Here is a 12,179-nt window from a genome sequence, read left to right as displayed (position 1 = left end):
ACTACGCCTCTTGGAGCGTCCGCAACACGTCCGGGGCGGCCTCGAGCGCGTCGTCCAGAGCGCCGACGTCGGGACCGCCACCCTGTGCGAAGTCCGGGGGGCCGCCGCCGCCGCCGCCGACGCGTCCGGCGAGTTCGGCGACCACCTGGCCCGCGTCCACGTCGATCCCGTCGGGCACGCCGACGACGAAGCTCGCTGAGCCGTCCGCGCCGCTGCCGACCACCGCGACCTTCCCGTCGTCGACGTGGGCGTTCGCGGTCGCGCGAAGCTCGTCCGTGTCGCCGTCGAGCCGCTGGATCACGGCGGTGATGCCGTCTATCTCGACCTCCTCGGCGTCGGCGCCGCCGGAGGCCCGTGCGGCCGCCAGCTCCTCCTTGAGCGCCTCGATCTCCTTGCCCCGGGCCTTCCACTCCTCGAAGAACCGCTCCGCGGTCTCCGGCACGTCGAGCGGGTCGACGTCGAGGGCGTTCGCGGCGTCGTACAGCGCGTCCTCCGTGCGCTGGGTCGCCTCGACGGCCGCCCCGCCCGCGGCGAAGACGATCCGCTCGACGCCGTCCTGGACCGGCTCGGTCTTGAGCACCTTGACCGCGCCGACGTCTCCCGTGCGGTCGACGTGGGTGCCCGCACACGCCTGGACGTCCGCGTCGCCGACGTGGATCAGTCGAACGTTCGTTCCCGGCGGCACGCCGCCCTGATAGAGGTCGAAGCCGTGTTCGGCCTCCGCCTCGTTGCGGTCGGGCCACTCCTGTTTCACGGGGAGGTTCTCGCGAACCAACTCGTTGGCGACGCGCTCGATCTCCCTGGTCTGCTCGCGGGAGATCCGGTCGTAGTGGCGCACGTCGAGCCGCGAGGAGTCGAGCCCCTTCTGTGCGCCCGCCTGTCGGACGTGGTCTCCGAGCACCTCGCGGGCCGCGTGGCCGATCAGGTGCGTCGCGGTGTGGTGTGCCCGCAGTCGCTCGCGGCGGTCGCCGTCGACCTGTCCGCGGACGAACTCGCCCTTCCCGGGGTCGGCGTCGACGCGATGGAGGACGACGCCGTCGACCTCCTGGACGTCCGTGACCTCGGCGGTGGTCTCCCCGTCGACGAGCTGGCCGCGGTCGGCCGGCTGGCCGCCGCCCTCCGGGTAGAACATCGTCTGGTCCAACACCACGTCGTAGCCGTCCTCGGCCTCGAACACGTCGAGGACGACCGCCTCGAACTCCGTCCGACCCTGGTCGTCGTAGAAGAGCTTCTCCGTCTCGGGGAGGTCACGGAAGCGATCGTCGCGGTCGTCCTCGGTCCCCTCGCCGTCGACCTCCTCGTGGCGGTCGGCGACGAGCGCGTAGAAGTCGTCGGGGACGTCGACGCTCGCACCTCGGTCCGCCGCGATCTCCGCGACCATGTCCGGCTGGATCCCGTGGGAGTCGTACAGCTCCAGCAGCTCCGCCGTCGGGATCGGCTCGCCGGTGCCGGCGTACTCGTCGGCGAGCTGTTCGACCTTTCGCGAGCCGCGTTCGAGCGTCTTCCGGTACTTGCGCTCCTCGGTACGGACGATCTCGCGGATCGTGTCGCGGTTCTCGTACCCCAGCCGGTCGGCCTGCATGTCGACGAGCTCGTCGAGCGGGGCGTCGACGCCCACCTCGTCGACGAGCCGCTTCGTCCGGCGGAGCACCATCCGCGCGAGGTAGCCCGTCCCGACGTTCGAGGGGACGATGCCGTCGCCGAACATGTACGCGAGCGTCCGCGAGTGGTCGGCGACGGCGTAGATCGACTCCAGCGGCTCGACCAGTTCGCGCAGGCGGTCGACGTCGACGTCGAGCCGCTCGGCGATCTCGCCGCGGGCGTCCTCCACGTCGTCGACGTCGTCGATGTCGAGCCGGCCGGAGAGCTTGGCGGCCCGGGAGACGAGTTTCTCCTCCTCGGCGGTGTACGCGAGCCCCGCGTTCTCCTTCAGGAAGTCGATGGCGTCGGGATAGATCGCCTCGTAGACGGTCGGAGTCCCCTGGCTCATCCACGTCCATCGCTCGAGCCCGTAGCCCGTGTCGACGATGTACGTGTCCATGAAGGAGTAGGTGTGCCCGTCCTTCATCTCGTAGTCGCCGTCGGGGTCCCGCTCCATGCACATGAAGACGAGCGTGGCCAGCTCCGCGCCCTTGTAGATGACCTCGATGGCGGGGCCGGCGTTGCCGCCGCCGACCCACGGGTCCTCGATGTAGGTGATCTCGGAGAGGTCCGCGCCGAGCTCCTCGAAGAGCCCGTCACAGTACTCGACGGTCTCGTCCTTCCAGTACACCTCCCCCTCGTAGGCGTACTCCGCCTCGGCGTCCTCGCGGGTGTTGAACGCGTGGTGGGCCATCATCTCGAACGCCATCGTGTGTCGGCCCGTCTTCCCGACGTTGTCGATGTCCTGCATCCGGATACACGGCTGGGAGATCGTGAGGGGATTCGCCGGCGGCGGGGTCTTCCCCGACGTCACGAGCGGCTGGAAGTCGTAGATCGACGCCTGCGTCAGCAGGACGTCGTCGCGCCAGCGGTTCGCGGCGACCGGGTACGGGTCGATCCGCTCGTGGCCGTGGTCCTCGAAGTACGAGAGGAACGCCTCGCGCATCTCCGAGAGCGTGTACGACTCGGGAAAGCCGGGGTCGTCGATGAAGCTGTAGTCCTCACAGGGCGGTTCGCCGCACAGTTCGCGGTCGGGATCGCGCGTCCAGAAGTGCGCCCCACAGGAGGGGCACTCCTTCCTGTCGAACCCCTCCTCCTCGAAGTAATCGAGGCGGTACTCCGCTTCGAGATCGCTCATTACCATGTCCTGACCCGTGTTCGTGCAAAAGGGTTCCGGGGTGCGGTCATCGGCGATAGACGGTCCATTCACCCGATCCGCGTCCCGGCCACTCCGCCGATCCGCCTCCGAGTCACTCGGCCAGCAGCGGCCGCGAGGAGTTCGTCACCACCAGCAGGCTCGAGAGCCCCATCGCCACCGCGGCGAAGAGCGGGTTGAGGAGTCCGGTCACCGCGAGCGGAATGGCGATCGCGTTGTAACAGAGCGCCCAGCCGACGTTCCCCTTCACGCGACGTCCCGCGGCCCGCGAGAGCTCGAAGATCGTCTCGATGGAGGAGAGGTCGTCGTCGACGACGGCCACGTCGGCCGCGTCGGCCGCCATGGCGGTGCCGCCGCCGAGCGCGATGCCCAGATCCGCGGCCGCGAGCGCCGGCGCGTCGTTGGTGCCGTCGCCGACCATCACGGTCCGCCCGCGGCCCTTCAGCCGCTCGACGGTCTCGGCTTTTCCCTCCGGCGGCACCCCGGCGAACACCTCCGAGATCGCGTCGTGCTCGCGGAAGACGGTCGCCGCGCGCGCGTCGTCGCCGGTGAGGACGACGACCTCGACGCCGGAGTCGGCGAGCGCGCCGACCGTCTCCTCCCATCCCTCGCGGAGCTCGTCGCCGACGACGACGAGCCCCGCCGCCGCGCCGTCGCGACCGATCGCGACCGGGACGCGCCCCACGTCGCGGGCGGCGGCGACCGCATCGCGGATCGCGTCCGGCACCGTCCAGCCGCGCTCGTCGAACAGGTCCGGGTGGCCGACGACGACCTCGCTCCCGTCGACGACGCCGGAGACGCCGCGTGCGTGGCTCTCGAAGGCGTCGACGGCGGGGTCGTCGGGGACGGTGTCGTCGGGGGATCCGGCCGTCTCCGCGGTCGCCGTCCCGCCGTCGGTGGCGGGTCCCCCGGAGGAGTCCGCCCGCGCCGCCGCGATAGCCCGGCCGACCGGGTGTGCCGAGCGCGACTCCAACGCCGAGGCGAGCGCGAGCAGGTCGTCGTCGACGTCGCGATCGAGAACGCGCATCTCGCCCGTCGTCAGCGTCCCGGTCTTGTCGAAGACGACGGCGTCGGCCCCGCGGATCCGCTCGAAGACGGTGTCGTCGAAGACCACGATGGAGCGTTCGAGCGCGTCGCGGAGGCCGGCGGCGACCGCGAGCGGGGTCGCGAGCCCGAGCGCGCACGGGCACGAGACGATGAGCACCGTGAGCCCGACGAGCATCGCGGTCGCGACCCCGTTGCCCAAGACGAGGTTGGCCGCGGCGGCGACGACCGCGACCGCGAGCACGACGGGGACGAAGACGGTCGCGAGCCGGTCCGCGAGCTTCTGGACGCCGTGGTTCCCGCTCTGGAGGTCCCAGACGAGTTCCGCGACCCGGTCGAGACTGGAGCTGGCGTCGTCGCCCACGGCCACCGTCAGCGAGCCGTCGGCGACGACGGAGCCGCCGACCACCGCGTCGCCCGGCTCCTTGCGGACCGGCATCGACTCCCCGGTGACGACCGACTCGTCGACGGCGGCGTCGCCGTCGACCGCCTCGCCGTCCACCGGAATCCGCTCGCCGGCGCGAACGAGCACGCGGTCGCCCGGCTCCAGCGCGTCGATCGCGACCTCGGTCGGCTCTCCCCGTTCCTCGCCGCCCTCGTCGTCCCCTTCGCGACCGACCCGTCGGGCGGTATCGACCTGGACCGCGGTGAGATCGGAGAGCAGCTCGGTCGCCCGCCGCTTGACCGACGACTCGTAGTGGTTGCCGACGGTGACGATCACGATTATCGCGACGGTCACGTCGTAGTAGATCGAGGGGTCGGGAAGCAGCGCGACCGCCAGCGTGCTGTAGAGGTACGCGCTGACGGCGGCGATGGCGACGAGCAGGTCCATGTTCGGCGAGCGCGTCCGCGCGCTCACGTACGCCCCCCGGAGGATCGGCTTGCCGGTGACGAGGAGGACGATCGTCGTCAACACGCCGAGCACGATGAAGAAGTACGTCCCAGAAGTCGAGGACATCGCCTCGTTGAGGTACGAGAGCGTCCGCTCGTCGTAGAAGGGGAACGCGAAGTACGTCGGGTAGATCAACACGATGTACTGTAACATCACCGCCATCCCGACGAGCACGCCGATCGCGAGCCGCGCGGTCGCCATGTTGTCCGCCTGCCGGCGCGAGAAGGCGTCGTCGCGCGAGTACGCGCTGTAGCCGAGCCCGCTCACGGCGTCCGCGAGGTCGTCCGCGGAGACGTCGGCGGGGTCGTGGTCGACTCGCACGGTGTCGGTGACGTAGCTGGCGCTCGCGGCGCTGACGCCCGCCGTGTCGGTCGCGACCGTCTCGATGAACGCCTCGCAGGTCGCACAGTGCATCCCGTCGACCTCGAGGAAGGTCGCCTCGTGGCCGGCGGGGACCGTTGTATCCGCGTCCGCATCGGCGTCCGTCGCCTCGCTCTCGCGATCCCGACGGGCCGCGACCTCGTCGGCGTCCACGTCGACGTCGCCGAGCGCGTCGTACACGTCCCGACAGCCGACACAGCAGAAGCGGTTGCCGTCGTCGTCGACGACGTCGACCCCCTCGGTCGGGAGGTCACACAGCGTACAGTCGGGGTCGGACCCGGGGGAGCGATCGGCGTTTTCGGGCACGCTAGCCACCCCCGTGGCTGGCCATCCCGCTCATCCCGCCCATCCTCGCGTCGAGCGGGTTCCAGAACGGCAGCCGCGGGTGCGGGACGTGGATCCCGATCGACATCAGCCCGTGTGCGAACAGGACGTACCCGAGCGCGAGGAACGCGACCCCGAGCAGGCGGTGGACCCGCCGCCGGTGGACCGCGTCGACGCTCCCGATCAGGGTGCCGTACAGGAACACCGCGGGCATCGTTCCGACGCCGAGCGCGGCCAGCGCGAGACCCCCCGAGAGCGCCGACCCGCTGGCGAACGCGTACAGGTACGCCGGGTAGAGGATCGGACAGGGGAGGAGTCCGTGGACCGCGCCGAGCGCGACGATCCCCGGGCCGTTCGCGAGCCGGTCGACGTGGCCGGTCAGCCAGCCCGTGACCCGCTGGAGCCCCGGAAGATGGACGCCGCCGGTCGTGCCGCCGAGGACGTACCGGACCCCGACCGCCATCACGACGAGACCGACGCCGAGTCCGACGATCCCGCGGACCGTCCCCGCCGCGCCCGTCAGCGTCGCGGTCGTCACGAGCACCGCTCCGCCGAGCGCGCCGAGCGCCGTACCGATGGCGGCGTAACTCACCGTCCGCCCGAGGTTGAAGAGCGCGTGCTGGCGCACCTCATAGGTGGTGAGGTGGCCGCCACGGGCGTCGCGGTCGGCGCGGCCGGTTCGGCCTGTTTGGTCTGTTCGGGACGTCCCGTCGGCCGTCTCCCCGGCCGTTCCGTGCGTCCCGCCGGCCGTCCCACGTGTGCCGCCGGTCGTTCCGTGTGTTCCGCCGTCCGTCCGTCCCGCGTCGGGGTCCATCCGTGCCGCGTACGTCGTGACGAGGGGCCCGCACATCCCGATACAGTGGGCCCCGCCGAGCAGGCCGATGGCGAGGAACAACAGAACGTCGGTACCGAGCATGCTGGATGGGTCCATCGCGTGGTTCAACGCGAGTTGGGGGCGCGTGCGGTAATGGGTTTCGTCGGTTCCGAGCGACGGGGAACTGCCGAGCCGCCGAACCGTCGAACCGCACGCGGGAGGTCGACGGTCATCTCACTCCTCGACGACCACGGCCCCGACCATCCCGCCGGTCTCGTGAGGGATACAGACGTAGTCGTATCGCCCCGGAACCGAGAAGGTGTGCGAAAAGCGGTCGCCGTTCTCGAGGCGGCCGCCGAAGTCGGACCAGGCCTCGCGGGCGGCGGCCTCGCTCTCGAAGCCCCCGGAGGCGAAGTACTCGGCCTCCTCGGGGATCGCGTCCTCGTAGGCGGTGACGGTGTGCCCGCGGACGCTCGTGTTCTCCCAGACGACGGTGTCGCCGACCTCGACGGTCACCTCCTCGGGGACGAACCCGGTCGCGGTCATCCCCACGTCGTACGGATCGGCGAGACATCCGGAAAGCGCGAGAGCGGACCCGACCGCGACGCCGGCCGCGCCGGCCCGCCCGAGGAACCGTCTCCGGTACATGTTCGTCCTCAGGGTTTCGACCGTTTCAATACCGCGGTTGGTCTCGGAGATCGGGAGGCCGTCGGGTGGTTCCGGCGTTCGTGATCTCGTCGGATCGTCCCGTCGTTCGCGATCCTGTCGGATCACCTCACAGTCTGCGTATTCCGGCGTGAGATACCACACTGGTTGGGTATTGCCGTTATGTGATTACTTCTCGAAATTAGAGTGTTACATGATCGAAACAGCCGTAGCCGACCTCGCGCTCGCGTCACAGGGCGTTCCGATGGAGTTGACCCAGACGGAGGTGTATCGGGAGATACGGGCGGACCAGTTGTTGAATCTCTCGTTCTGGGCGAACATCGCGCTCGCGGGACTGTCGATCCTGCTTTTCGTCTACATGGGTCGAAACGTCGAGGATCCGCGCTCACAGCTCATCTTCGTCGCGACGCTCATGGTTCCGCTCGTCTCCATCTCGAGCTATCTGGGACTGGCCTCCGGGCTCACGGTGAGCTTCCTCGAGATGCCGGCCGGTCACCCGCTGGCGGGCGAGGAGGTGCTCACGATGTGGGGGCGGTACCTCACGTGGGCGTTGTCGACGCCGATGATCCTGCTCGCGCTCGGACTACTCGCCGGGTCGAACCTCACCAAACTGTTCACCGTGATCGTGATGGACATCGGGATGTGCGTCACTGGCCTCGCGGCCGCGCTCACCACGTCCTCCTACGCGCTTCGTTGGTTCTGGTACGCGATCAGCTGTGCGTTCTTCGCCGTCGTGCTGTACGTCCTCCTCGTCGAGTGGACCCGGGACGCCGAGATCGCGGGAACCACGGAGATATTCGACACGCTGAAGATCCTCACCGTCGTCCTCTGGCTCGGCTACCCGATCTTCTGGGCGCTCGGTGCCGAGGGGTTCGCGGTACTCGACGTCGCATACACCTCGTGGGCGTACAGCGCCATGGATATCGTCGCGAAGTACGTCTTCGCGTTCCTGCTGCTCCGGTGGGTCGCCAGTAACGAACGTACCGTCTCCGATGTGGCCTCCGGACTCGGTTCGGTAGGCGGTACTACGGCTCCTGCCGACGACTGACGCCGATCTCGAACGCCCGTGCGCGCTTTCGGAGAACGGGGGCTGATCCTACGGAAACGGGAGCCGATCCTACGGAAACCCAACCGATCCAACTCGTGACTCACTCGCCCGACCGGGAACGTCGGGTGGTCCGTTCGAACACGTCGGCCGTCCTCCTCACGACTCCTCGGAGGCCGCGGTCTCGGCGTCCTCGCCTCCCGTCTCGTCGGCCCCGTTGACCACCTCGCCGCGCTCCTCGATCAGCCGTTCCTCGGCGTTCTCCCGGTCTTCGGGGTAGCCGATGTCGGTTCGCCATCCGTCCATGCGGATCGCGTCGATGGTCCGGCCGGACGCGAGAAGGAGGTCGACCGCGTCGGAGATCTCGAACTCGCCGCGGTTGGAGGGCTGAACGAGGTGACACGCGTGGAAGATCGCGGGCGTGAACGTGTAGAAGCCGGTCATCACGAGGTTGCTCGGCGGGTCCTCGGGCTTCTCGACGACCTCGACGATCTCGCCGTACTGGTTCGTGTCACACACGCCGTACCGGCTCGCCTCCTCGTAGGGGACCTCCTCGACGAGGAACGCGGCGTCGGCGCGCGTCTCCCGCTGGCGGTTGACGACGTCCTCGAGGTTCGCGCGGAACACGTTGTCGCCGAGCATCAACATGAAGTCGTCGTCGATGTGCTCCTCGACGGTGAGCAGCGCGTGGGCGAGTCCGAGCTGTTCGCGCTGGTGGGAGTACGTGATCGGGACGCCCTCGAACTCGTCGCCGTAGTACTCGATGATCGCCTCCTTGCGGTACCCCACGACGACGTACAGCTCGTCGGCCCCGAGCTCGGCCAGCTGTTCGAAACAGTGCGTCAGTATGGGCTTGCCCGCGACCTCGACCATCCCCTTGGGTTTCTCCTCCGTGAGGGGTCGAAGCCGCGTCCCTTCGCCGGCGGCGAGCACGACTGCTTGCATATGTCACATACACACCAGTAGCGCGATAAATACGTTTTCACTCCCCGATCGTCGAGCCGAACGCGTAGATCGAACCACGAATGGAGTCGGACGAAACGTGCTCTCTCACCCTCGATGGCGATGGCGATCGTCCGTGACCGCCGGGGTGGAGCTCGCCGGAGTGGAGATCCAGATTCCCTCCCCGGTCATCGACTGGCCCGCTCCCGTCGAGTTCGTCCGCCTCCGAAAGGGGAACCGTTTTACTCCCCGCCTAACACCCATGGGTTAATGCGATTCACGGGTGGTCCCTCATGGAACTGATCGACGACGACGGCGACCTCCTCGGCGTCGTCAACGTCGTCGACGCGCTCGTCGTGCTGTTGGTCCTTGCGGTCGGCGTCGCCGGCGTCGCGCTCGTGTTCTCCGACGACCCCGAACCCGAACCGAATCTCGACTCCACCTACGCGACCCTCGATATGGGAACCCAGCCGGCGTACATCGTCGACGCGATAAACGAGGGCGACACCTACAGCCCGAACGACGTCTCCACGATGACCGTCACCGACGTCCACCTTACCCCACGCGGGAACGACATCGGGGTCACCCTCCGCGTCGCGCTCGAGGGCGAACTCGAGAACGACGGCTCAATCGCGTACGGGGACGCCCCGCTGCGGCTCGGTCGCAGCCTCTCGCTCAACACCGACCGCTACACGCTGGACGGACGGATCCGAGCGGTGGGCGACGGCGACGCGCTCGACCGCGAGGAGACGACGGTCGTCCTCCGGGACACGCTCGCGACCGCGGACGCCGAGGACGTCTCTCCCGGAGACGAGGTCCGCCTCGCGGGCCGGACGGTCGCGACGATCAGGAACGTGACGCAGTTCGCGACCAACGACCCCGACCGCCGCCGAGTGTTCGTCGCCGCGACGCTTCGGACACACCGGCAGAGCGGGGATCAACGCTTCGGCGGGAACCCGGTACGACGTGGCCAGAACGTTCGATTGTCGACCGCCGATTATACGATCAACGGACGGATCGAGCGTGTCGGCGGCGAGCTCCAGCTGGGCTCGGCATCCACCCGCACGGTTACCCTCCGAATGGACGACGTCCGGGAGGACATGGCAGACGCGCTCGAGCCGGGAATGGTCGAGGAGGCGGGCGGCGACACCGTCGCACGCGTCACCGCCGTCGACACCCGCCCCTCGCTCATCATCGCCACCGGCGACAACGGGTCGGTGAACGTGGTCGACCACCCGATCGACCGCGAGGTGACGCTCACGACCGAACTCCAGGTTCGCGAGACCGTCTCCGGCCCGCGATTCAAGGGCGAACCGCTCCGGCAGGGCGAGACCGTGACGATCGATCTCGGCACCGTCACCGTCCGCGCGACGGTCGTCAACGTGAGCGGATGAGTCCGAGGACCGTCGGCGGCTGCCCACGCGACCACAACCGGTTTGACGCTCCACCCGATCAGTTCACCCGATGACGACTCGTGACGCGGACGGGGGACTCCTCTCGCGTGTCGGTTCGGGCTCGGTCGTCCTCGAACGGGCCCGAGCCGCGGGCGACCGCGTCGCGAGCGCGGTCCGCGCCTCGTGGTTGTACCGATGGCTCACCGCCGAGCCCGACCCGGACGTGATCGTGATCGACCTCCGCGAGACGTGGACGGTCGGGCCCTTCCTCGGGATCCTCGACTGGATCATAGACTTCCTCGTCGGTGCCATGGCGGGATCGATCCTCGCTAGGGCGGTCAAAGTCGCGATAACGCAGGTTCGTGAGTCACCTCTGCGCGTCGCCGGCGGTCTCGCCGTGGGTGTAGGATCGGTCGCCTTCCTCGCCGCGGTCGCCGACGACGCCGTCTCGCGGACCCTTCTCGCGGGTGCGCTCGTGCTCTACGTGGTCGGTGCTGCAGGACTGCGCGACCGACGGAGTTGGGCCGAGGTCCGCGACACCCGTCCCGTCGAACTCCTGGTTCGTGCACTGGAGCCGCCGGCCCCGCCGGAGGCGATCGACGAGCCGACTGGCTCGGACGAAACCGACGTTTCGACCGAAGATGACGAGATGCCGGACGGTACCCAGTCGGACCTGCTCACCGATGACGGGGAAACGTCATCGACCGATCCGGAGCCGACGCTCTTCCCGGACGACGCTAGTGACTCGTCGGAGGATCCAGAGCCGACGCTCTTCCCGGAGGATTCGGACGCGGTGGAGTCGAACCAGGAGTCGAATGACGACCGGCGGTAGTCAGGATTCGTCGTCGAGGTTCGCTTCGCAGGGATCGGTGCTGCTTAAGTACCCGGATCGCGCCAGTGTGAGACGTGACGGACACGGACCTCCTCATCGCGGTCCTCGCCGGGGTCGTTCAGGGCGTCGTCGAGTGGCTTCCGGTCTCGAGCCAGGGGAACCTCGCGCTGTTCCTCACGTTCGTCGGTACGGAGCCCGATGCCGCCCTACAGCTCGCGCTCTTCCTGCAGGTCGGGACGACGCTCTCGGCGGCGACGTACTACCGCGAGGAGATCCTGACCGCGTTGCGGGCGACTCCCGGCTGGCGACCGACCGGCGCATACGACGGCGACAACGCGCTCGTCTCGTACGTCGTCCTCGCCAGCGCCATGACCGGCATCGTCGGGATCCCGCTGTACGTCTTCGCCGTGGATCTGGCCGGTCGGCTCACCGGGGGCGTGTTCATCGCCGTCATCGGATTCCTTCTCATCGCGACCGGCGTCCTGACGTACGCCTCGGAGTCGGTGTCGATGGGCGGGAGCACCGACCCGACGCTCGTCGATTCCCTGCTCGTGGGTGCCGCACAGGGGTTCGCGATCCTTCCGGGGATCTCACGGTCGGGCGTGACGACGAGCACGCTGTTGTTTCGGAGCTACGATCCGCCGGCGGCGTTCCGTCTGTCGTTTCTGATCTCGATTCCCGCGAGTCTCGGCGCGGCGGTTCTGACGCTCCTCGATGCGGGAGGACTTCCCGGGATCGCTCCCGGTCCGGCTGCTGCCGCGCTCGGAGTCAGCGCGGTCGTCGGCTACGTCACGATCGACGCGCTGATGCGGATCGTCGAGCGCGTTCCGTTCTGGGCCGTCTGTTTCGGACTCGGCGGACTCGCGATCGTCGGCGGCGGCGTCGTCTCCCTCGTGGTGTGAGTCGAGAACGAGACTCGCCTCGCCGACAGTTCAATTCGTTGATGTATTTATATATGCATCCTCTCTGTTATTTTAACCCACGACCGAAGCGTATCAGTCATCAGTATTCGAAGTTTCTCTGGTCGGAAACTTTCAGTGTCGTAACC

General features: G+C 68.5%; 9 protein-coding genes. 4 read left to right on the top strand and 5 right to left on the bottom strand.

The annotated features are described in order from the left end of the window. Nucleotide 1 precedes the first annotated feature (1 nt). The 4 genes from alaS to OKW78_RS08440 form a co-directional block, all read right to left on the bottom strand. Nucleotides 2-2,779 (bottom strand): alanine--tRNA ligase, encoded by a 2,778-nt coding sequence (gene alaS / locus OKW78_RS08455; protein ID WP_281194759.1) that lies wholly within the window; start codon nucleotides 2,777-2,779, stop codon nucleotides 2-4. 112 nt (nucleotides 2,780-2,891) lie between these two features. Next, entirely contained in the window at nucleotides 2,892-5,420 is a 2,529-nt protein-coding gene (locus tag OKW78_RS08450; RefSeq protein ID WP_281194758.1) for a cation-translocating P-type ATPase, read from the bottom strand. A gap of 1 nt (nucleotide 5,421) precedes the next feature. Beyond that, nucleotides 5,422-6,369: a sulfite exporter TauE/SafE family protein gene (locus OKW78_RS08445; protein ID WP_281194757.1), complete on the bottom strand. Its 948-nt coding sequence runs from the start codon at nucleotides 6,367-6,369 to the stop codon at nucleotides 5,422-5,424. Between the two features lie 117 nt (nucleotides 6,370-6,486). Next, nucleotides 6,487-6,900, bottom strand: a complete 414-nt coding sequence (locus OKW78_RS08440) for a plastocyanin/azurin family copper-binding protein (RefSeq protein ID WP_281194756.1) — start codon at nucleotides 6,898-6,900, stop codon at nucleotides 6,487-6,489. A 268-nt stretch (nucleotides 6,901-7,168) separates the two neighbouring features. Here OKW78_RS08440 and OKW78_RS08435 point away from each other — a divergent pair, with 268 nt between their 5' ends. Continuing rightward, nucleotides 7,169-7,966 (top strand): bacteriorhodopsin, encoded by a 798-nt coding sequence (locus tag OKW78_RS08435; RefSeq protein ID WP_281195203.1) that lies wholly within the window; start codon nucleotides 7,169-7,171, stop codon nucleotides 7,964-7,966. A 156-nt stretch (nucleotides 7,967-8,122) separates the two neighbouring features. On the opposite strand, the gene aglF is transcribed toward OKW78_RS08435, so the two are convergent. Next, complete coding sequence (gene aglF, locus OKW78_RS08430) at nucleotides 8,123-8,908, bottom strand: UTP--glucose-1-phosphate uridylyltransferase AglF (RefSeq protein WP_281194755.1); 786 nt, start codon at nucleotides 8,906-8,908, stop codon at nucleotides 8,123-8,125. Nucleotides 8,909-9,198: 290 nt separating this feature from the next. Here aglF and OKW78_RS08425 point away from each other — a divergent pair, with 290 nt between their 5' ends. From OKW78_RS08425 to OKW78_RS08415, 3 genes are all read left to right on the top strand, one after another. Further along, a complete protein-coding gene (locus OKW78_RS08425) occupies nucleotides 9,199-10,299 on the top strand; it encodes a DUF4330 family protein (RefSeq protein ID WP_281194754.1) in 1,101 nt (366 codons plus the stop codon). A gap of 70 nt (nucleotides 10,300-10,369) precedes the next feature. Beyond that, entirely contained in the window at nucleotides 10,370-11,131 is a 762-nt protein-coding gene (locus OKW78_RS08420) for a hypothetical protein (RefSeq protein ID WP_281194753.1), read from the top strand. 74 nt (nucleotides 11,132-11,205) lie between these two features. Beyond that, nucleotides 11,206-12,033, top strand: coding sequence for an undecaprenyl-diphosphate phosphatase (locus OKW78_RS08415; protein WP_281194752.1), 828 nt, complete (start codon nucleotides 11,206-11,208; stop codon nucleotides 12,031-12,033). Nucleotides 12,034-12,179 lie beyond the last annotated feature (146 nt).

Origin of the sequence: Halorubrum sp. F4 (assembly GCF_027257195.1) — an archaeon.
GTDB lineage: Archaea > Halobacteriota > Halobacteria > Halobacteriales > Haloferacaceae > Halorubrum.
The sequence above is the reverse complement of the archived record's forward strand: the minus strand, read 5'-3'. Positions and strand labels throughout refer to the sequence as shown.